The 20,841-nt window shown below is 71.1% G+C and carries 19 protein-coding genes and 1 pseudogene; 14 read left to right on the top strand and 6 right to left on the bottom strand.

What is annotated here, in order from left to right:
- Nucleotides 1–28: 28 nt before the first annotated feature.
- On the bottom strand, nt 29–1,468 hold the full coding sequence (locus ACWDLG_RS02055) for a polysaccharide deacetylase family protein (RefSeq protein ID WP_449914995.1): 1,440 nt from the start codon (nt 1,466–1,468) through the stop codon (nt 29–31).
- Between the two features lie 87 nt (nt 1,469–1,555).
- Here ACWDLG_RS02055 and ACWDLG_RS02050 point away from each other — a divergent pair, with 87 nt between their 5' ends.
- From ACWDLG_RS02050 to ACWDLG_RS02025, 6 genes are all read left to right on the top strand, one after another.
- Nucleotides 1,556–1,927 carry an NADH-quinone oxidoreductase subunit A gene (locus ACWDLG_RS02050; RefSeq protein ID WP_354907636.1) on the top strand — a complete coding sequence of 124 codons (372 nt, stop codon included), beginning with the start codon at nt 1,556–1,558 and terminating at the stop codon, nt 1,925–1,927.
- A gap of 302 nt (nt 1,928–2,229) precedes the next feature.
- Complete coding sequence (locus ACWDLG_RS02045) at nt 2,230–2,754, top strand: NADH-quinone oxidoreductase subunit B (protein ID WP_449914990.1); 525 nt, start codon at nt 2,230–2,232, stop codon at nt 2,752–2,754.
- Nucleotides 2,751–3,347, top strand: coding sequence for an NADH-quinone oxidoreductase subunit C (locus tag ACWDLG_RS02040; RefSeq protein ID WP_449914988.1), 597 nt, complete (start codon nt 2,751–2,753; stop codon nt 3,345–3,347). The genes ACWDLG_RS02045 and ACWDLG_RS02040 overlap by 4 nt, the downstream gene beginning before the upstream one ends.
- Nucleotides 3,340–4,293 carry an NADH-quinone oxidoreductase subunit NuoH gene (nuoH, locus tag ACWDLG_RS02035; RefSeq protein WP_354907632.1) on the top strand — a complete coding sequence of 318 codons (954 nt, stop codon included), beginning with the start codon at nt 3,340–3,342 and terminating at the stop codon, nt 4,291–4,293. The genes ACWDLG_RS02040 and nuoH overlap by 8 nt, the downstream gene beginning before the upstream one ends.
- The gene (locus ACWDLG_RS02030) at nt 4,290–4,436 is read left to right on the top strand and encodes a hypothetical protein (protein ID WP_449914985.1); all 147 of its coding nucleotides are present in this window, start codon (nt 4,290–4,292) and stop codon (nt 4,434–4,436) included. The genes nuoH and ACWDLG_RS02030 overlap by 4 nt, the downstream gene beginning before the upstream one ends.
- A gap of 175 nt (nt 4,437–4,611) precedes the next feature.
- Nucleotides 4,612–5,058: a DUF4407 domain-containing protein gene (locus tag ACWDLG_RS02025; RefSeq protein ID WP_449916166.1), complete on the top strand. Its 447-nt coding sequence runs from the start codon at nt 4,612–4,614 to the stop codon at nt 5,056–5,058.
- Here the strand turns inward: ACWDLG_RS02025 and ACWDLG_RS02020 are convergent.
- Nucleotides 5,036–6,307 carry a serine/threonine-protein kinase gene (locus ACWDLG_RS02020; protein ID WP_449914982.1) on the bottom strand — a complete coding sequence of 424 codons (1,272 nt, stop codon included), beginning with the start codon at nt 6,305–6,307 and terminating at the stop codon, nt 5,036–5,038. The two genes, ACWDLG_RS02025 and ACWDLG_RS02020, sit on opposite strands and share 23 nt — an antisense overlap.
- Before the next feature lie 211 nt (nt 6,308–6,518).
- Here ACWDLG_RS02020 and ACWDLG_RS02015 point away from each other — a divergent pair, with 211 nt between their 5' ends.
- The 7 genes and pseudogenes from ACWDLG_RS02015 to htpX all read left to right on the top strand — a co-directional run bounded on the left by ACWDLG_RS02015 (nt 6,519) and on the right by htpX (nt 15,879).
- Nucleotides 6,519–7,976, top strand: coding sequence for a 4Fe-4S binding protein (locus ACWDLG_RS02015; RefSeq protein WP_449914979.1), 1,458 nt, complete (start codon nt 6,519–6,521; stop codon nt 7,974–7,976).
- On the top strand, nt 7,976–8,545 hold the full coding sequence (locus ACWDLG_RS02010) for an NADH-quinone oxidoreductase subunit J family protein (RefSeq protein ID WP_449914977.1): 570 nt from the start codon (nt 7,976–7,978) through the stop codon (nt 8,543–8,545). The genes ACWDLG_RS02015 and ACWDLG_RS02010 overlap by 1 nt, the downstream gene beginning before the upstream one ends.
- A pseudogene (gene nuoK, locus ACWDLG_RS02005) lies at nt 8,545–8,826 on the top strand (NADH-quinone oxidoreductase subunit NuoK); the annotation flags it as partial. The gene ACWDLG_RS02010 and the pseudogene nuoK, both read left to right, overlap by 1 nt.
- 515 nt (nt 8,827–9,341) lie before the next feature.
- Nucleotides 9,342–11,342: an NADH-quinone oxidoreductase subunit 5 family protein gene (locus ACWDLG_RS02000; RefSeq protein ID WP_449914974.1), complete on the top strand. Its 2,001-nt coding sequence runs from the start codon at nt 9,342–9,344 to the stop codon at nt 11,340–11,342.
- A complete protein-coding gene (locus ACWDLG_RS01995; protein ID WP_449914972.1) occupies nt 11,339–13,066 on the top strand; it encodes a complex I subunit 4 family protein in 1,728 nt (575 codons plus the stop codon). The genes ACWDLG_RS02000 and ACWDLG_RS01995 overlap by 4 nt, the downstream gene beginning before the upstream one ends.
- A gap of 124 nt (nt 13,067–13,190) precedes the next feature.
- Entirely contained in the window at nt 13,191–14,933 is a 1,743-nt protein-coding gene (locus ACWDLG_RS01990) for an NADH-quinone oxidoreductase subunit N (RefSeq protein ID WP_449914969.1), read from the top strand.
- Nucleotides 14,934–15,027: 94 nt separating this feature from the next.
- Complete coding sequence (htpX, locus tag ACWDLG_RS01985) at nt 15,028–15,879, top strand: zinc metalloprotease HtpX (protein ID WP_354907611.1); 852 nt, start codon at nt 15,028–15,030, stop codon at nt 15,877–15,879.
- Between the two features lie 26 nt (nt 15,880–15,905).
- On the opposite strand, the gene ACWDLG_RS01980 is transcribed toward htpX, so the two are convergent.
- From ACWDLG_RS01980 to ACWDLG_RS01970, 3 genes are all read right to left on the bottom strand, one after another.
- A complete protein-coding gene (locus ACWDLG_RS01980) occupies nt 15,906–16,931 on the bottom strand; it encodes a hypothetical protein (RefSeq protein WP_449914965.1) in 1,026 nt (341 codons plus the stop codon).
- Nucleotides 16,932–17,137: 206 nt separating this feature from the next.
- Nucleotides 17,138–17,713: a pyridoxamine 5'-phosphate oxidase family protein gene (locus ACWDLG_RS01975; protein WP_449914962.1), complete on the bottom strand. Its 576-nt coding sequence runs from the start codon at nt 17,711–17,713 to the stop codon at nt 17,138–17,140.
- Between the two features lie 18 nt (nt 17,714–17,731).
- Entirely contained in the window at nt 17,732–18,730 is a 999-nt protein-coding gene (locus ACWDLG_RS01970) for a TolB family protein (RefSeq protein ID WP_449914959.1), read from the bottom strand.
- A 64-nt stretch (nt 18,731–18,794) separates the two neighbouring features.
- Between ACWDLG_RS01970 and ACWDLG_RS01965 the strand changes: the two genes are divergently transcribed.
- The gene (locus ACWDLG_RS01965; RefSeq protein WP_449914956.1) at nt 18,795–20,282 is read left to right on the top strand and encodes a hypothetical protein; all 1,488 of its coding nucleotides are present in this window, start codon (nt 18,795–18,797) and stop codon (nt 20,280–20,282) included.
- Nucleotides 20,283–20,412: 130 nt separating this feature from the next.
- On the opposite strand, the gene ACWDLG_RS01960 is transcribed toward ACWDLG_RS01965, so the two are convergent.
- On the bottom strand, nt 20,413–20,841 hold the full coding sequence (locus ACWDLG_RS01960; protein ID WP_354907605.1) for a MaoC family dehydratase: 429 nt from the start codon (nt 20,839–20,841) through the stop codon (nt 20,413–20,415).

Below are 20,841 nucleotides of genomic sequence, written 5' to 3'. Positions count from 1 at the left end.
CTAACTATATGCGCCCACGAAGGCTTACCTACGTCAGGGGCTGCTTACCCGAGGAGTAGACGCGGCCAGGCGCCATTCCGGGCGCGTCGTACAGCTCGGGGACCGTGACGAACGCGTAGCCCTGCGCGGTCAGCTGCCGCAGGATCTCCGGCAGGGCCTGGACCGCCGTGTCCTGGCCGTCGTGCATGAGGACGATCGCCCCGGGATGCGCGCCTGAGACGGCGTGCCGTACCACCTGCGCGGCGTCGGCGCCGTTCGCGTCATTCGTGTCGACGTCCCAGGAGACCAGCGAGAGGCCCATCCGGCGGGCGGCGTTCTTGACCTCCTCGCTCACCGCCCCGTACGGCGCGCGGGCGAGGGTGGGCGTCTGCCCCATCTGGACGCTGATCGCGCTCTGCGCCCTGGCGAAGGCGTTGGTGACCTTGCTGCTCGACAGCTTGGTCAGGTCGTGGTGCGACCACGTGTGGTTGCCGACCAGGTGGCCCTTCTCGCGCATGAGTCCGACCAGCCCCGGGTTGGCCGCGACGTTGGTGCCCACCGTGAAGAACGTGGCTCTCGCGCCATACCTGTCCAGCGTCTCCAGCAGCTGTCGCGTGGCGGGCCCCGGCCCGTCGTCGAACGTCAGGGCGACGCACTTGGTCTTGGCGCAGTCGACGCTGCCGGCCCTCGAGCTCACGGCCGGCGGGCTCTTGACGGAGGCCCCGCTGACCGCGGGTGACGGAACGGCGTCCTTCGCGGCCGCCAGCGCCCGCCAGCCGGTCGGCGACAGCAGCGGTTCCACCCGCTTCTTCGGTAGGGCCACGGCCACCCGGCCCAGCGCGCCCGGCCCCACCTGGTAGTCGTCGAACTCGACGACGAGATCGCCCTGGCTGTTGAAGGCCATCGAGTCGAACAGCTCCCGGTCGGCGCCCACCGCGTCGTAGTCGAGTTCGGCGGCGCGTTTCTTCAGCTCGGCCCGGACCAGCGTCGCCAGCGGGGGCAGCGCCGTGACCAGGTCGGGAGACTCGACGACCTTGTCGCTGACCCTGTCGTACCAAACCGTTCGGAGCGAGTTGGCCCAGCTGGCCCCGGCGAACTCGCCGGTGCGCAGGCGCACGCCGACGACGTCGCGGGTGGCGGCGGTCAGCTGCCAGTCGGTGTTGAGCTCGGCGCGCGGCTGCGGGGGCGCGGCGGCCGAGACCCGCGCGAAGCGGCTCATCCTGCTCTCGGCCAGCGAGCGGAGTCTGGCGTTGAGGCCGGGCGTGTCCTTGAGCTCGGGATAGGCGATGTACACATCCCGGTCACCCGCGTCGCCGTGGGTGAGCGTCCTGGTTGTCAGACCTGGGACCTCGGAAGGGTCGACAAAGCTGATCATGGTGGGTTCGGCGGGGACGCGCAGTTCCCGCTCGGGGGAGGCGGTGGCCATTCCGCAGCCGCTGGCGGCGACCGCGATAAGCGCGATTCCTCCGAAGAATCGCCTTTTATGCATGCAGGTCAGGCTAAGTGGGCATATACCCCTTTTGCCCCGATTTGATAGTAAGAGGACAGAGGCTTTGGCCGGGGTTACGATCGGCACATGGGTGGCTACTTCGGCTCCTACGCGCTGGTCTTCGCGCTGTTCGTCATCGGCGTGGCCATCGTGGCCGGCGCCCTCATGGCCAACCGCCTGCTGCGCCCCTCCCGGCCGACGGCCGACAAGCTCACCACCTACGAGTGCGGCGTCGACCCCGTCGGCGAGGGGTGGGCGCAGTCGCAGGTCCGCTACTACGTCTTCACCTACCTGTACGTGGTGTTCGCCGTCGACGCGGTGTTCCTCTTCCCGTGGGCGACGGTCTTCGCCGCTCCCGGCTACGGGATGACCACGCTGGTCGAGATGTTCGTGTTCCTGGGGTTCATCGCGCTCGGCATCGTCTACGCCTGGCGCAAGCGCGTGCTCACCTGGACGTGACCTCCTTGCGGGCGCGCCGGTGTCGGCCTCCCGGGAGATCGGCCCGTCGCCGGCGGGCCCGTGACGATCAAGGGACACCCCGCCGCGGCGGTCGCGACGGAGCGTGGTGTCGGCGGCCTCATATTTGGCGCTCCCTTGGCATTTCGATGGGCGAGTATCCAAACCATTGAGCCGGGTGATCGCCGACGTGTCCTTTCGATGGTCGGCCCGCCGAACAATCGGACAGCGTGTCCGGCCGGGTCCGGCCGAGATGTGGCGGTGCCCCTCTACTCCTCCGGCACCAGGCGTTGGAGAATGGCGACATGGCCGATCTTCCGATGCCGACTGTGGGGCCGGTCTCCCGGCTGGCGCCGAAGCCGATGCGCTTCGTGCTCAACTGGGGACGGCGCTACTCCCTGTGGGTCTTCAACTTCGGGCTGGCGTGCTGCGCGATCGAGTTCATCGCCACCTCGATGAGCAGGCACGACTTCATCCGCTTCGGCGTGATCCCGTTCGCGAACGGCCCCCGGCAGGCGGACCTCATGATCGTCTCCGGGACCGTCACCGACAAGATGGCCCCCGCCGTCAAGCGCCTCTACGAGCAGATGCCCGATCCCAAGTACGTCATCTCCTTCGGCGCCTGCTCCAACACCGGCGGCCCGTACTGGGACTCCTACTGCGTGACCAAGGGAGTCGACCAGATCATTCCCGTCGATGTCTACGTCCCCGGCTGCCCGCCCAGGCCGGAGGCGCTGCTGCACGGCATCATGAAGCTCCAGGAGAAGATCGCGGCGGAACGGCTCGGCGACCGTTACGTCCTGTCCCTTCCCGGCCAGGAGGACGCGTGACGCTCAGCGCGCATTTCGGGGACCGGGCGCAGCTCAGCGAGTCGTGGGGCGAGCGCACCGTCGACGTGGCCCCGGCCGACTGGATCGAACTGCTGACGTTCTGCCGGGACACCGGCTACGAGTTCTTCGACTGGCTGACCGGCGTGGACGAACCGCCGGACGCGTTCGGGATCGTCGCGCACGTCTACAACCCGTCCACGCGCGACCGGCTGCTGTTGCGGACGACGGTCTCCCGTGCCGACCCGCGCCTGCCGTCCGCTGTCGGCGTGTACCGGGGAGCCAACTGGCACGAGCGGGAGACGTTCGAGATGTTCGGGGTGGTCTTCGAGGAGCACCCCTACCTGGTGCCGCTGCTGCTGCCCGACGGCTTCGAAGGGCATCCGCTGCGGAAGGACTTCGTGCTGGCGGCGAGGGTCGCCAAGCCCTGGCCAGGGGCCAAGGAGCCGGGCGAGTCCGGCCACGGCGCACCGAGCCGCCGCAAGACGCTCCCGCCCGGCGTACCCGCCGACTGGGCGGGCACCGCCCCCGCCGCCCAGCCACCCCGACCGTCGTCTCCCGCACCGCCCGCGCCCGTGGAGGAGCCTGATGGGTGAAGTCCTCGACATCGTCCTGAGCTTCGTCGTCATCCTGCTCGTCTTCCTGCTCCTGCCGCTGATCGTCGGCCAGACCGAGCACAAGGTCATGGCCCACATGCAGTCACGCCTCGGCCCCATGTACGCCGGCGGCTTCCACGGCTGGGCCCAGCTCATCGCCGACGGCGTCAAGTTCGCCCAGAAGGAGGACGTCATCCCCGCCGCCGCCGACCGGCGCGTCTTCCAGATCGCGCCGGGCGTCGCGCTCGTCCCCTACCTGCTCGTCCTGATCGTCATCCCCATCGGCCCCGGCCTCGTCGCCGTGGACCTCGACCTCGGCCTGTTCTACGTCCTCGCGGTCATGGGCATCGGCGTGCTCGGCGCGATCATGGCCGGGTGGGCCTCGGCCAACAAGTACTCGGTACTCGGCGGGATGCGCGCGGCCGCCCAGCTCATGTCCTACGAGCTTCCCCTGGTCCTGTCGGCGTCGTCCGTGGCCATGGCGGCGGGCACGCTTTCCCTGCACGGCATCGTCGAGGCATGGCAGTGGTGGTGGCTGCCCTGGCAGGCGATCGGCGGGGTGGTCTTCTTCCTCGCCGGACTCGCCGAGCTGCGCCGCCCGCCGTTCGACATGCCCATCGCCGAGTCCGAGATCATCATGGGTCCGATGACCGAGTACACAGGCATGCGGTTCGCCCTGTTCATGCTGTCCGAGTACGTCGGCATCGTGGTCCTGTGCCTCCTCACGACGGTGCTGTTCCTGGGCGGCTGGCACGGCCCGCTGCTGCCCGGCGTGGTGTGGACCTTCCTCAAGGTGTTCGCGCTGGCGTTCCTGGTGATCTGGCTGCGGGTCAGCTTCCCCCGGCTCCGGGAGGACCAGTTGCAGCGCCTCGCCTGGGTGGGACTGGTCCCGCTCGCCCTGCTGCAGCTGGCGATCACGGGTGTCGTCAAGGTCGCCGCGGGATGACCGTGTGGCCGTCGGGCACGCTGATGGATCGGCTGGCCGTCGACGTGGGCGCCGAACTCCTCGCGCTGGCCCCGGCGAGAATGCGCCGGCCGGGGGACGTGCTCATCCACCAGGGCGTGCCGGATCCGGGCTGGGACCATTAGCTCCACCGGCTGCGACGAGTTCAAGCTCGATGTCCCGTGGGCCGACACCCGGACGCTCGAAGCCACCATCGCGCAGCGGGACCAGCGGCAGAAGGAAGTGGCCGGGCTCAGGAAGCTGGAAACCTCGTAGGCGCGCTGGAGGGCAAGGAGTGCCTCAGCACGGGCGCCGGCCAGGATTTCACCGGCCGGCTGGGCAACGGTTACTGGCGCGGACGACGGGCTGCTGGAGCAGTTCCGCGCGCTGAGCAGCCTGACCGCCGCCAACTGGGCGGTCTTCTGGGCGCACCTGGTGCTGGCCGGCCTGCTGATCGTCATCGACTGCTTTCCGGTGCTCACCAAGCTGATCAGCAAGCCCAGCGCCTACGATCGGCGGCTCGCCGCCCAGCGCGAGAGCAAGGAGCGCCTCCACGACAACGACCTGCGGCTCGACGAACGGCTGCGAACAGGAGACGGCGAAATCCGGCTGCACAAGGAAGAACTGCGGGTACGGCACGCGATCGAGGACAGCGACCACGAGGTGCGGCTCTCGGCCGCGCGCAGGGAGGCCGAGCTCAGGGCACGCATGGACCAGTTTGCCAAGCAGGCGAAGCAGGCCAGGGTCACTGGACGATGGCCAGCATGATCTCGGCGGCGGTGGGGCGCTCCGAGGGCGACTTGGCCAGCGCGGGCCCCACCACGCCGCGTAACGACGGCGGGAGCGGCGACAGGTCGGGGTGCAGGTTGAGCACCCGGTTGAAGACGGCCGGCACGGTGTCCTCGCCGAACGCGGGACGCCCCGTCGCCGCGAAGGTCATCGTCACCGCCCAGCTGAAGACGTCGGACGGCGGGCCGACGGGCGTGCCGGACAGCTGCTCGGGCGACATGTACGGCGGAGTGCCCGCCATCTTGCCGGTCATCGTGGAGTGGTCGAGCGAGCGCGCGATCCCGAAGTCGATCACGCGGGGACCGTCGGAGCCGATCAGGACGTTGCTGGGCTTGAAGTCACGGTGGACGACTCCCGCCTTGTGGATGGCCGCCAGCGCCCCGGACGTGGCCAGCGCGAGCCTGGTCAGGCTGTCCTCGTCGCGCGGCCCCCGGTCGCGGACGAGCTGCTCGAGCGAGGGCCCCGCCACGTACTCGCTCACTGTGTAGGCCAGGTCAGGGGCGATGCTGACGTCGAGCAGCCTGGCTGTGGAGAACGTGGCGACCCTGCGGGCGGCGTCGACCTCGCGGGCGAACCGGCTGCGCGCGTGCTCGTCGCCCAGATCGTGGAGCACCTTGACGGCCACCCGGGTGCCGTTGGGCGCGGCGGCGAGGTAGACCGCGCCCTGGCCGCCGCGGCCCAGGAGGCGCAGCACGCGATAGTGGCCGATCCACTCGGGCTCGCCCGCGCGCCGCGCGTGGCCTGTGGGGTGGGTGGCGCGGTCGTGCACGGGCAGCGGCCGAGGACGCATGGTGCCGGGCGGGGGGCCGGGCATGGAGCCGGGCATGCGGCCGGGCATGCGGCCGGGCAGGTGGCCGGGCATGGTGCCGGCCGGGGGCGTGGGCGCAGGGGCGGATCCGGACCGCCCTCTCGCCATCAGGGGGACGAGGATGCCGCTGTGGATAACTCCGCCGATCCAGCTCGCCATCAGGCACAGCCCGACGAGCCCGAACAGCCAGTCGGGCGCGTGCGAGATGTCGTCGTAGCTCCACACGACGATCATGAACGCGCTGACGCAGGCGCCGTACAGGGCGGCGGAGATGACGAGCCACTTGCTCTGCAGCCAGAACGCCGCGAACCCGATGGTGAACGGCGTGGCCAGGCCGCACGTGAGCAACGGGACCACGGCCCAGGCGACGGCGGCCGTCCAGGCTCCGGCGCTGGGTTGGTGGGGGCGGGGGTGCGGCATGGGCGAGAGAGTATCGGGTAGCGGCGACATAAGCAGGGGTGTGGACGGCGGCTGTGGATAACCCGCACGTATCCTGTGGATGACTGTGGAAAACCTTGGGGACAACAGGCTGATGGATTCACCTGCGACGCATAGTGCGTCATGATGTTGAATCATGGCACGGATACCTGGAGTAGGGCTGGTGAAGGGGCTTTCGGTCACCCTTCGCCACATGCTGCGCAGGTCCGTGACCCAGCAGTATCCCGAGGTCCGGCCGGAGCTGCCCGCCCGTAGCCGCGGTGTCATCGCGCTGGTGGAGGAGAACTGCACCTCCTGCATGCTGTGCGCCCGCGAGTGTCCCGACTGGTGCATCTACATCGATTCGCACAAGGAGACACTGCCCGCGCCCGAGGGCGGCAGGCCCAGGCAGCGCAACGTGCTCGACAGGTTCGCGATCGACTTCGCGCTGTGCATGTACTGCGGGATCTGCATCGAGGTGTGCCCGTTCGACGCGCTGTTCTGGGCGCCGGAGTTCGAGTACGCCGAGGGGGACATCAGGAACCTCCTGCACGAGAAGGACAGGCTGCGGGAGTGGACGCAGGCCGTGCCGCCGCCTCCCGCACACGAGGTGGGAGCCGAGCCGCCCAAGGAGCTCGCGGCGACCGTCCGGCCGACCCGTACGGCGGGCGGCGCGCCCGGCCGTACGGGGGAGGGCGCTGCTCCGCCCCGCGGCGAGGGAGCCGGTCGGGCTCCGGCTCGTGGCGAGGGAGCCGGGTCGGCTGTGGTTCGTGGCGAGGGAGCCGGGCGGGCTGCGGCCGGCCGTACGGGGGAGAGGGCGACGGCGCGCGGCCGTGCGGAAGGAACGGCACCGGCCGAGACACCTGCCGAACGCGCGGCGACGGCCCGAGCCGAGACGACGCCGGGCGAGACCTCCGCACACCGAACCGGAGGACCAGCGGAAGTGACCGGTGCCGCCGGGCGCACGGCTGGAGGAGCGGCTGGCGTCGCACCGGAAGCATCGGGCCCGCGAGAGGCCGCACCAAGAACATCCGGCACGTCGGAGGCCGCACCGGGAGTCCAGCTCGGGGAGACCGGCATCACGCCGGAGACCGGCGCCGGAGTCGCACCGGGAGCATCGGGCACGCCCGAAACCGCGCCACCGCGTAGGTTCGGCACGCCCAAGACCGCGGAGAGCGGGACGAGCACGTCCGAGGCCGAGAAGAGCGGCACGAGTAAGCCCGAGGCCGCGGAGAGCGCGGCGCGCACGTCCGAGACCGCGGCAGGCGGGACGCGCGGCGCCGAACAGACGGGGCAAGACGCCACGGACCGGGCCCAGGGCCGGACCGGCGAGGACAGGAGCGGTGAGAGCCAGCAGCCCGGGGCGGCGCCCGCAGCCGGACAGGCCCAGCGCGAGGCACGTCCCCGTTCCGCCCGGATGAGCAACGTGCGCGGCATCCGCCCGCCGGGAGCGCTGCCCGCCCCGCCGCAGCCCCCGCAAACAGGTTCATCCACAGGCCGCTCGCCGGACGAAGAGTTTTCCACAGGTTCCGGCGCGTCGTCGTCGCCGCCGGAATCGGCGGAGCAGACTGCTGCCACCGAGCCGCGCAGGCGACGGATGGTCGATCCGCGTTCCATCCGTCCGCCGGGCGGGCTGAAGCGTCACGAGACACAGGAGCCCGAGGAGGACTAGTGACCGCGGCGGTGCCTTCCTACCTGTCCCCCACAGGGCAAGAAATCGTCTTCCTGCTCCTGGGTGCGGTGGCGGTCGGATCCGCACTGCTCGTCGTGACCACCAGGCAACTCGTCCATGCCGCCCTCTGGCTCGTGGTCTCCTTCGGCGCGCTCGCCGGGTGCTACCTCGTGCTGACCGCCGAGTTCGTCGCGTGGGTGCAGGTGCTCATCTACGTCGGCGCGGTCGTGGTGCTGCTGCTGTTCGGCATCATGCTCACCCGCGCACCCATCGGCAGGTCGGCCGACCTCGACAGCGGCAACAGAATCGTGGCCGCCGTGGTCGCGCTGGCGACGGCGGGCGTGCTGGTCGCGGTGGTCATCGACGGCTTCCGCCACGCCTACACCCCGCTCGAGCCCGGCGGCGGTGCGGCGGGAGAGCTCGGCGCGAGCGTCTTCCGCACGTGGGTGCTGCCGTTCGAGGCGCTCTCGGTCCTGCTGCTCGCCGCGTTGGTCGGCGCCATCGTGATCTCGCGCACCGACATCAGACCGGACGACACGCCCCCGACCGCCGAGAGCAGGGGGAAGTAGTGCACATCGTCTACCCGGCCGTCGTCTCCGCGCTGCTCTTCTCCATCGGTGTGTACGGCGTGCTCGCCCGCCGCAACACCATCCTGGTGCTGATGTCGGTCGAGCTGATGCTCAACGCGGTCAACCTCAACCTGGTCGCCTTCGACGTCTGGCTGCGCGACCGGCTCCATGGCGGACAGGTGCTCACACTGTTCGTCATCGTGATCGCCGCCGCCGAGCTCGGCGTCGGGCTGGCCATCGTCCTGGCCGTCTACCGTAACCGCAAGACCGTCGACCTCGACCGGCTCCGCGACCTGTCCGAACTCGACGCCGTCGCGCGCCTCACCACCCCGAGTCCGTCCCCACCGCACCCGGTCCAGGAGGGCCAGGACCAGGTGAGCTCGCGTCAGGTGAGCTCGGGTCAGGTGAGTTCGCGTCAGGCGAGTTCGGGTCAGCAGGGCCCGGGTCAGGTGAACTCGGGTCAGGAGGGCCCGGGCGACGAGGGCCCAGGTCAGGTGAGCTTGAGCCAGGCGGCGCAGAGCCAGGGGGCCCCGAGCCAGACGGCGCAGAGCCAGGAGGCGCCGAGCCAGGAAAACCCGGCAGGGGAGGGCCGCGCGGCGCCTCCGGAGGGTGGCGAAGGTTTCCCAGAGGGCGGCGAAGGTGTCCCGCCGGGTGGCGAAGGGGTCCCGTCGCGTGACGAAGGTGTCCCGGAAAGCGGCGAAGGTGTCCCGGAGGGTGGCGAAGGCGCGCCGGCCACAGGCGACGGTGCACCAGGTGCCCCCAGGCCAGGAGAGCGTGCGAGCCGAGGGAGAGCCCAGTGAGCCGCAGCTACGTCGACTCCTTCCCGGCGATCATCATCGTCCTGCCGTTCCTGGCGGCCGCCGCCGGCCTGCTGCTGTCCCGCTGGCCGCGGGGCCACATCCCGCGCACCGGCGCGCCCCAGGCGGTGTCCGGCCATGACCTGCCGTACGGCTCGGCCGTCCACCCCGCGCTGGAAAGCGCCGACGCCAAGGCCAACCGCAGGGCCGCGTGGTTCGCGGTGGTCCCGGCCACCGCCGCCGCGGTGCTGGCGTTCTGGCTGGCGGCAGGCCAGGGGTTCGCCTTCTTCGACCGCCTGGCCGCCGAGCCGGCCCAGGGCCAGACCGCCCGCGCGGGCGCCACGTACGGCACGATCGAGACCGGCGGGGTCCCCATCGCGCTGACCCTGCAGGCCGACCAGCTCTCCTCGATCGTCGCCGTCCTGGTCACGATCGTCGCGCTCGCCGTCCAGATCTACTCGATCGGCTACCTGAAGGACGATCCCCGCTACCCGTCCTACAGCGCGTTCATCAGCCTGTTCACCAGCGCCATGCTGCTGGTCGTCTACGCGGGCGACCTGCTCCTCCTCTACGTCGGCTGGGAGATCATGGGGCTCTGCTCCTACCTGCTGATCGGCCACTGGTGGGAGGAGCGCGCCAACTCCAGAGCCGCGGTCAAGGCCTTCCTGGTCACCCGGCTCGGCGACGTGGGTTTCCTGTTCGGCATCTTCGTCCTCGGCCTGTCGGCGGGCAGCTTCAGGATCGACGACGTGATCGCGAAGGTGCCCGAGTTGCCGACCGCCACCGTCGTCACCGCGACGATGCTGCTGCTGGCGGGGGTCGCGGGCAAGAGCGCGCAGGTGCCGCTGCACACCTGGCTGCCCGACGCGATGGCGGGCCCGACGCCGATCAGCGCGCTCATCCACGCCGCCACGATGGTCGCGGCCGGGATCTTCCTGGTCGCCCGGCTCTTCCCGGTGTTCCTCGCCGCGCCGCCCACGCTCGACGTCCTGGCCGTGCTCGCCGCGCTCGGCATGCTCGGAGCGGCGCTGGCCGCCCTCGCCCATGACGACCTCAAACGCGTGCTGGCCTACTCCACCATCAGCCAGCTCGCCTTCATGGCCGCCGCGCTCGCCGCGGGGTCCGACACCGCGGCGATCTTCCACCTGCTCACTCACGGAGCGTTCAAGGCGCTGCTGTTCCTGTGCGCGGGCGCGGTCATCCACCACGTCGGCTCCAACCTGATGAGCCAGATGGGCGGCCTCCGGCGCGAGCTGCGCGTCACGTTCGTCGCCATGACGATCGGCTTCGCCGCGCTCATGGGCCTGCCGCCGACCAGCGGTTTCTTCAGCAAGGACGGCGTGCTGGCCGCCGTCGAACACGCGGTCGGCGCCGGCACGCTCACCGACGCCGCCGGCCTGCTCCTCTACGCGTGCGCGCTGGCGACGGTCGCCGTCACCGGCGCCTACGCCACCCGCGCATGGCTGCGCACCTTCTTCGGCCGGGAACGGTCGCTGGCCCTGCCCGAACCGCAGCCCGGCACCGCCCACGTCGTCGACACCCGCGAGGCGCCGCCCTCCATGCTCGGCCCTGTGGTGGTGCTCGCCGTCCCCGCCCTGGGGCTTGGTTTCCTCGGCGCCGGCCACCTCAGCTGGGGCACCGCGGCCATCAGCGTCGCGCTCGCGCTGCTGGGCGCCGGCATCGTCTACGCGGTGTGGCGCGGCGACCCGCTGGCCGATCCCGCCAAGATCCTCGGCCCGCTCCGGGTGCCGGCCGAACGGGCCTTCTACATCGACACCGTCTACAACGCGCTGTTCGTCCGGCCTGTCCTGGCGCTGGCCGGGCTGGTGGTGCGGACCGACGACAGGGTGGTCGACGGCGCGGTGCGCGGCTCGGGCCGTACCACGCAGGGAGCCTCCGGCCTGCTGCGCCTGGCGCAGAACGGCAACGTGCAGCTCTACGTCAGCGGCGTCCTCGCGGGCGTCCTGCTGATCGCGGTGGGGGCGGTGGTGCTCGGATGACCTGGCTGTCCGTCGCGCTGCTCGCGGTGCCGCTGCTCGGCGCCGGCGTCCTGCTCGTGCCCGCCGCGGCGGGCCGTCTCCGGCCCATCGGCCTCGCCGTCTCGGGTCTCACTCTCGCGCTCGCGGTCATGCTCGCGGCGACCTTCGCGTACGGCCAGGCGGCGCGGCCCCAGTTCACCGTCGACCTGCCCTGGATCCCCGGCCTCGGCCTGCGTTTCCACCTGGGAGTCGACGGCATCTCCCTGCCACTCGTCGTCCTCACCGCACTCCTGACGTTCCTCTGCTTCGTCTACCTGTGCTGGAGCCCCGGCCACCTGCCCGCGCGCCCCAGGGCCCTGCTGTTCACCCTGCTCGTCCTCGAAGTCGGCATGCTCGGCACGTTCCTCGCCCTCGACCTGCTGCTGTTCTTCGTGTTCTTCGAGGTCGTGCTCATCCCGATGTACTTCGTGATCGCCATCTGGGGCGGTCAGGGGCGCCGCGCCGCAGCGATCAAGTTCATCCTCTACACCCTGCTCGGGTCGGTCGTGCTGCTGCTCGGCCTGCTGCTGATCTGGACGCAGACCGGCACGCTCGACATCGTGGCCCTGACCCAGGCGCACGGCGCCGGACTGTCGCGCTCGGTACAGGTGCTCGCCTTCGTCGCGATCGGCCTCGGCCTGGCGGTCAAGACCCCGATGTGGCCCCTGCACACCTGGCTCCCCGACGCGCACACCGAGGCGCCGACCGTCGGCTCGGTGCTGCTGGCGGGTGTGCTGCTCAAGATGGGCACGTACGGCTTCGCCAGGATCGCCATCCCCGTCCTGCCCGAGGGCGCCGCCACCGTCGCCCCGTGGCTGGGCGCCTTCGCCGTCGTCGGCATCGTCTACGGCGCGCTGGCCTGTCTCGCCCAGACCGACCTCAAACGGATGATCGCCTACTCCTCCATCGGCCACATGGGCTTCGTCCTGCTCGGCTTCGCCACGCTGACCACCGTCGGCATCAACGGCGCCCTGTTCGCCAACGTCGCCCACGGCCTGATCACCGGCCTGCTGTTCTTCCTGGCCGGTGCCGTCAAGGAAAGGTACGGCACGGCCGACATGCCCACCCTCGGCGGCGGCATGCTGGCCCGCTACCGCCACCTGGGCTCGCTGCTCACCTTCGCGTCCATCGCCTCGCTCGGGCTGCCGGGGCTGGCCGGGTTCTGGGGCGAGATGCTGGCGCTCCTGGGCGCCTTCCAACCGGCACCCGGGCTGCCCAGGCCGCTCTTCCTGGCGTACATGGCGATCGGCGGGATCGGCGCGGTGCTGACCGCCGCGTACTTCCTCACCATGCTGTCCCGTGTCACGCACGGGCAGCCGGCGGAGGTGCGCCCACAGGGTGACCAGGCACTCGCCGCCGCCCCGTTCGACCAGGGCGGCCCTGACGTCGCGCGAGACGACCACGGCGAACTGGTCGCGGCGCAAGGCGCGCGGGGCGGCCCCGACATGGCACGACCCGCCAGGGGCGGGCCCGGCGGCGAAGACACGGCTGTCTCCGCGCCGGACCGGAGCGGGGCCGAGGCACGGGAAGGCGACCAGGGCGCGGCCGTCGCCACGCTCGACCGCAGCGGGCTCGACGTGCGGGGATACGAGTTCGTGGCGTGGGTGCCGCTCGTCGTGCTGACTCTTGTCTTCGGGCTCTGGCCGAAGGCGCTCCTGGCGCTGACCACGCCCGCCGTCCAGATGCTGCTGGGAGGCACGCCATGACCGCCCTGTCTCCTCCTGCCGGCCAGGCGGCTGCGATCTCCTCTGCTCGCCAGGCGCTCGTGCTTCCCACGGTTGCACGGGTGAGCAGGTTCCGCTGGGCTCGGCAGCGGAGGGCGGTGGCGTCGTGATCCAGACGATCGACTACTTCGCCATCGCGCCGCCGCTGGTCCTGACCGTGGTCGCGGGGTTGGTGCTGCTGCTCGACGCTTTCCTGCCGCACTCGGCGGCGGTCCGGACGGCGCTCGGAGTCGTGTCCCTCACCGGTGTCGCGGTCGCGCTCGGGTTCGTCGTGGCGCAGGCGTTGGGGGGCCGAACCCTGCGGACGTTCTGCGTCCCACCGGACCTGGCGGGCCAGGGTCCTCCGGCCTGCTCGTTCGTGGTCGACACGTTCACGCTCGTCCTGGCGGGGCTGGCGCTCGTCGCCGGAGCGGTGGTCGTGCTGCTGTCGATGACCGAGCTGGCGGGTGGCCGCATCCCGGTCGGGGAGTGGTACTTCCTGCTGCTCTGCACGCTCGTCGGCGCCGCCACCCTGCCCGCCTCGCGTGACCTGATCATGCTGGTCGTCGCCCTCGAGCTGGTCTCGCTGCCGGTCTTCGCGCTGACAGCGCTCAAACGCTACGACGGCAGGGCCTCCGAGGCCGCGGTCAAGCTCTTCCTGGTCTCCGTGGTGTCCACGGCGATCATGCTGTTCGGCGTCTCCTTGCTCTACGGCATGAGCGGCACCGTCCACCTGTCGCGCCTGGGCGAGGCGTTGGGCGCATCCGCCCTGAGGGCGGCGTCGGGCGGGTCCGCCCCGGGCGGGGCGTTGGGCGGGGCCGGCCCGAGGCCAGCGTCGGGCGGGTCCGGCTTGTGGGCGGCGTCGGGCGGGGCCGGCCCGAATGGGGCGTTGGGCGGGGCCGGTCTGGGCGGGGCTCTGGACGGCGTGCACATGTCAGCGGTCGTGGGCGGCGCGGTGCCCGCCGGACAGCAGGGATCCGCCGCCGGCTACGCCTCGGCGCTGGAGATCACCACGGGCCTGCCCATGGTGGTGACCGTCGGAGTGGTGCTCGTGGTGGCGGGGTTCGCCTTCAAGATCGCCGCTGTGCCGTTCCACTCCTGGGCGGGCGACGTCTACCAGGGCGCGCCGATCCCCGTGGCCGCGCTGCTCTCGGTCGTCTCCAAGGCGGCGGGGTTCGCGGGGCTCATCCTCGTCCTGACGAGCGCGCTGCACGGGCAGACGCGGACCTGGGCGCCCATCGTCGCCATCGTCTCGGCGCTCACGATGACGGTGGGCAACCTCCTGGCGATGCGGCAGCGCTCCGCCGTACGGCTGCTGGCGTGGTCCTCCGTCGCGCAGTCCGGTTACATCCTCGCGCCGCTCGCGGTGATCACGGTGGCGAGGAACGGCGGGCTGGCGGCCGGGGCGTCGGTGGCGTACCTGGTGTTCTACGCGGCCATGAACCTCGGGGCGTTCGCGGTGGTCATGCTGGTGTCCAGGACCAGTCCGGGCAACGAGATCGACGACTACCGCGGGCTGGTGTTCAGGCGCCCGGCGGCCGCGCTGGCGCTGGCGTTCAGCCTGATCTGCCTGGCCGGCCTGCCCCCTGGCCTCGCGGGCCTGTTCGCCAAGGTCGTCGTCTTCCGTGAGATCGTCAACGGCGGTCTCGGCTGGCTGGCCGTGGTCATGGCCGTCAACACGGTCATCGGCCTCTACTACTACATCGTGTGGACCGCGCGTCTGTTCGCCCCCGCGGCCGAGCCGACCGGCGACGCCCAGCGCCGTACGGGTCAGCCGGCGGCCGTGTGGGTGGCGATCGGCGTGACGTTCGCGGTGGCGGTGCTGTTCTCCGTCGCGCCCCAGCTGGTCCTCGATGTAGCCGCACTGTAACCACTCCATTCCCACAGGTCGCGGCGGTCGGGAACGCTCGGCGTGGGCATCGACGTTGGTACAGGTGAGCCCACACCTCGGAAGGGGGGAACCCTTGCATCACAACGGTCTGCGTACGGCCCTCCTGCTGGGGCTGCTCTCCGCGTCGATGATCGCGGTGGGGGCATGGCTGGGCGGCGGCACAGGCGTCCAGCTGGCGGTTTTGCTCGCGCTGGCCGGTAGTGGGGTCGCCTACTTCTTCTCGGACCGGATCGCCCTGTCGGCCATGCGGGCCAGACCGTTGAGCGAGGTCGAGCAGCCGACCCTGTACCGGATCGTGCGCGAGCTGTCCACCGAGGCCAGGCAGCCGATGCCGCGGCTGTACATCTCGCCGACGGTCCAGCCCAACGCCTTCGCGACCGGACGCAATCCGCGTAACGCGGTGGTGTGCGTGACCTACGGGTTGACACAGTTGCTCGACGAGCGCGAGTTGCGCGGGGTGATCGGGCACGAGCTGTCACACGTCTACAACCGGGACATCCTGATCTCGTCCGTGGCCGGAGCGCTGGCCACGATGATCACCTGGCTGAGCTACGTGGCGGTGTTCTTCGGCGGGTCGGACGACGACGAGGGGCCGGGCTTCCTCGGGGCGCTGCTCATGATGCTGCTCGGGCCCGTGGCGGCGGGCATGGTGCACATGGCGGTCGCGCGGACGCGAGAGTTCCACGCCGACGAGTCGGGGGCGCGGCTGACCGGCGACCCGCTCGCGCTGGCGTCGGCCCTGCGCAAGATCGAGATGGGGGTCAGGCGGTTGCCGCTGCCGGAGAACAGCCGGTTGACGTCGGCGTCGCACATGATGATCGCCAACCCGTTCAGCGGGAGCGGGCTGGGGCGGATGTTCTCCACTCACCCGTCCACGGCCGAGCGGGTCGCCCGGCTGGAGCGGATGGCGGGCTACCGCCGCTGAACCTCGGCGTGCGGCGGCCTCGTGGGTCAGTCGCCGGCCAGGTGGACGTCCCAGGTGTCCCGGCTGAGCGTGAAGCGGTCCACCAGGCGTGCCGACGCGTCCCGCAGGTCGATCGACCGCGCGACGTAGGTGCGTGGCTCGGCGAAGGTCAGCAGGGTGAGCCGCGTCGAGGAGTCCCAGGTCAGCATCCGGGGCTGCTCCGCGGCGGGAACCTTCACTCGCACCGGCGTTCGCGGCTCCGTCGTGCCGGCGGGGCCGTCGTGCCGTACCGGGTCGTGGAACCGTACCGAAACGCGTGAGCCCTCGCGGGCGGCTGCGGCGAGCGTCGCGCCGCCGGGAGCCAGGGCGCCCCATCCCTTCAACGGAACGCCCGCCGACGGAACGGCAGCGCCCGGACGGTAGACGGCGGTCTCCTTCATGTCGAGCACCAGCCGCAGCAGTCGCCCGTCGGGGCTGAATCCCTGGACGCGGGCGGGTGGGGGAAGGGGCCACGTCTTTCCGGTGGCCACCTCGATGACGGTGGGAGGGCGCTGGGTGCTGCTGAGGACGGGGTCGACGACCAGGAAGCGACCATGCGGGCCGAGCCGAAGGGTGACGTCCGACATGCGCAGGCCGTACGGCAGGCGGCCGGCCTGGCCGGGGACGGGGGTGCGCTTGCCTGACGGGACGTTCCTGACCACCAGGCGATGGTTGGTGGTGGCGAAATAGGCGACATGCCGGCCGTAGGGGTCGACGGAGATGGGAGCCCGGAGGGCCTGTTCGCGTCCTCTGGCGTCGAGGGAGCGGACCTGCGCGTCGGGCAGGTCGAGCGTCTTGCCGCCGCGCAACCACAGCCGCCAGGGGCTGCAGACGTGCCGCTTGCCGTTCGCGCCGGGACAGGAGGCGAGCCCGGCATAGCGGACGGCCGCCCGCTGAGCTCGCGCAGGTGCCAGGCTCGGCGTCGCCGGCGATCCGGACACCGCAGGCTCCCGGACCCTCCAGGCCGCGGCTTCCGGGGCGGCGGATGTGCCGCCGAGGATGAGGGAGCCTGCGGCCAGGAGGGGGACGAGCATGGCAGCCACCCTAACGACCGGATCAGTTCAGGGATGACCTTATCGGCCACGTCGAACAGCGTTCTGCCCGTCAGGCGGGAGATGGGGGGAGGCGTACAGGAGCGGGTGGACAGCGAGAGGCGGGGGCGCGGGATGGAGTCTGGCCGGGGGAGGCGGGTGGAAGCGCCCCAGCGCGTGGCCGGCCGCCGGCCAGGGGCCGAAGAAGGTCAGGAGCGAGTGGTGACGGGGTCGGTTTCCGCGGGATTCAGGGCGGGCAGCCCGTCGATGCTCTCCCTGTTGTTCTTGGCGCGGTAGGCGCGCTTCTGCTGCACGTCCTTGCGTTCCGACCACTGGTCGAGCAGTGCGCGGTCGTCCTCGAAGGCCATGAAGGGTACGGCGTAGCCGCACGAGTCGGAGATGCGGTCGCAGCTGATCACGATGATCGACCGCACGCCCGGATGCGGTCCGAAGCGTGTGAGCAGGCCGGGGAACTCCGGGTCGGTGTGGGTGACGACGCGGCCGGTGCCGTACAGGCGGACAATCTTGGGCGGCCCCTGGAAGGCGCAGAACATGACCGTGACGCGGCCGTTCTCGCGCAGGTGGGCGATGGTCTCGACACCGGAGCCGTCGAGGTCGAGGTAGGCGACGGTCAGGTCGTCGAGGATGGCGAAGGTGTCGGCGTAGCCCTTGGGTGAGACGTTGACGTGGCCGCCGGACTCGGGGGCGGTGGCCACGAAGTAGACCGGCTGCGCGGAGATGAACTCACGCAGCCGGTCTGTCAGCTTCTCGTAGATTTTCCCCATAAGGCACGATAACTGGGGTCAGTCGCCGGGCAACCACCACGTCCAGACGCCGGACTTGATGCGGAACGAGTCGCGAACGGAGGTCGCCCCCGTCTCCGGGTTGAGCGCGCGCTTGATCGCCTTGGAGGTGTTGCCCTCGGCGTCCGACGTGACGGTCCAGAGCGTGACGTCGCCCGAGGTGTTCCAGACCAGCCGGCTCGGCGACTCGCCCGCGGGCAGGCGGAGGGTGACGGCGTCGGAGACCGCGTCCGCGGACAGGTCGTAGGTGCGCAGCCGCGTCTTGCCGTTCGTCTGCGGGCTGACGATCACCAATCCGACCGTGACGCCGTCGTCGGCCAGCCCGATCGGCGCGTTGTTCGCCACGACCTGCGGCACGACCCTGCTCTGCACCTCGGTGCCCGACTCGTCGTAGACGGCCAGCTCCGTGGTGTTGTCGTCGGTGCCGCGGGTGGTGAGCAGGTGCGAGCCGTCGGGGCTGAACCCCTGGACGGTCTCGCTGCCGGGGATCTTGTGGATCGCGTTCGTCTTGAGGTCGACCAGGAGCGAGGGCAGCTTGCCGGGGTCGTCGTAGTAGTCGATGACGAGGCGGCGGCCGTCGGGGGAGAAGGTGGGGTCCACGCCCAGCATGCCGGTGCTCTTGGGCGCCAGCGCCGCCGTGCCGGGCAGCGCCTTGACCGAGCCGGACGCCAGGTCACGGATGACGAGCCTGCGGTCGGCGGCGCGGAAGTAGCCGACGAGCCGGCCGTCGCCGCTGATCGCGACCGGCGCGCTCGCCTCCTTGTCGATCTTCCCGCCCGCCACGGTGGGATGCACGACCGCGTCCTTGAGCTGGACGTCCTTGCCGTTGCCCAGCGCCAGATGCCACGGGCCGCACGGGACGGTGTAGTCCTTCTTGGCACAGGCGGCGACCCACCCGTACCTGACCTCGCTCTTCGCCGCCGCCTGGGCGGGCGTGACCATGAGTACCGAGGCGGCGGTGGCCACGGCGAGCAGTGCGAACCCGCGGGTACGGTTCATCCTTCTTCCTTTCGTCACAAGGTAGATGCGGCTGGTCGGCGAAAGGTTGCGTAACAATCAGGCCATGGTCGTTCAGAACGGATTACGCCTGCGCATGACCCAGGCGGAACGCAGGTTGTGGCGGGCGTTCCACTCGGGCACGCAGGTTCAGCTGGGGGACAATCCGGTCGGCATCGGCCGTACCGCAGGGGAGAACGCGCCCGCCGACGGCGCGACGTGGGGCCCCGAGCGCACGGTCAGGGCACAGGTGATCGTGGCGCTGCTGCTCGGCGCGCGCGAGCCGGGGGTGGGCACGGTGCCCGCCGTACGGCTGCGCGGCGCGAGGATCACCGGACGCCTGGAGCTGCGCGGCGGCACCGTGGACCACGAGCTCTCGCTCAGCGGCTGTTACCTCGACGAGGCGCCCGACTTCGGCGGCAGCGTCACCAGGACCATGCGCTTCACCGACTGCCACATGCCCGGCTTCAACGGCGGCGGCCTGCGCGTCGCCGGGCACCTCAGCCTGTCGGGGGCGCACGTCACCGGCACGGTACGGCTGGCCCGCGCCACGTTCGAGAACGGCCTGTGGATGGGCGGGACCAAGATCGACGGCGGCGTGTACACGGGCGCGCTGACCGTCGACGCCGGCTACTACCTGGAGAACGCCGAGATCTCCGGCGGGCTCAGGCTGGTCGGCGCGCGGCTGAACGGCGGGCTCTTCCTGAACGGCGCGACGCTCCGCAATCCCGGCGCCGACGCGCTGACCGGCGACAGCATGGTCGTCGAGGACGTCCTGCAGTGCGGGAAGGGGTTCACCGCCCTGGGCTGCCTGAGGCTGCGCGGGGCCCGCATCAACGGCAACCTGTCGATCAGCGGCGTCCTGCGCAGCCCCGACACCCCCTACGCGCTGCACGCCAGCCACATCGAGGCGCGCGAGGTCTACCTGAAGTACGCCGAACCCGTCGAGGGCGTGGTCAGCCTCGCCCACTCCCGCATCGGCACGCTGCATGACGACCCCGCCACGTGGCCCGCCGAGCTGCGGCTGAACGGCCTGGTCTACGACACCCTGCGCGGCGGCGGGGTGGGACGTCGGGTCGAGTGGGTCTCGCGCGACCCGCGCGGGTTCCTGCCGCAGCCCTACGAGCAGCTGGCCGCCTGGTACCTGCGCGACGGCAACGACACCCTCGCCCGCCGTACCCTGCTCGCCAAGCAGCGGGCCCGCCGCCGCACGTTCGGCGCCGGCGGGCGGCTGTGGGGCCGGCTGCTCGACGCCACCGTCGGGTACGGCTACCGCCCCTGGCTGGCGGCGCTGTGGTTCGCGCTCCTGCTGGCGGTGGGGACCGTGGTGTTCGGCATGGAGCCGCCCAAGGCGCTGAAACCGGCCGAGAGCCCGGGGTTCGACTCCTTCGCCTACACCTTCGATCTGCTGCTGCCGTTGCCCACTTTCGGGCAGCGCGAGCTGTTCGACCCGATGGGGTGGACGCAGGGGCTGGCGTACGCACTGATCACGTCCGGCTGGATCCTGGCCACGGCGCTGATCGCGGGCGCCACCCGGGTGCTGCGACCCTCCTGAGCCACCGCCCGACCGGCGAGCCGCACCCGACCCCACTCGCCGCCCGCCCGCACATCCGGCTGCGCTCGTCCGGCCCGTCTTGCTCGTCGAGTGCGCCGGGCCGGGGCCGGTCGGGCGGGTGAAGCGCACGTCAGACGAGTTGGACGACCGCCCGGGCCTTGGACAGCACCCGCGCGTCACCAGCCATGGCGGTCAGCCCGATGACCACCCGCTTGTCCTCCAGCTTCTCCTCGACGACCCCGCTGACAGTGATCGTCGCGCCGGTGTCGTCGTCCGGGACGACCACCATCGAGGAGAAACGCACGCCGTAGTCGACGACCGCGGCCGGATCGCCGGCCCAGTCGGTGAGGAAGCGGCCGCCCTGCGCCATGGTGAACATGCCGTGGGCGATGACGTCGGGCAGGCCGACCGTCTTGGCGAAGCGCTCGTTCCAGTGGATCGGGTTGAAGTCGCCGGACGCGCCCGCGTACATCACGAGGTTGACGCGGCGCACCTGGTAGTCGGCGGCCGGAAGCTCCTGGCCGACCTCGACCTCGTCGTACTTCACCGTGGCCGCCAT

Source organism: Nonomuraea sp. NPDC003727 (genome assembly GCF_053586935.1).
This window is presented reverse-complemented; position numbering and strand designations above follow the sequence as displayed.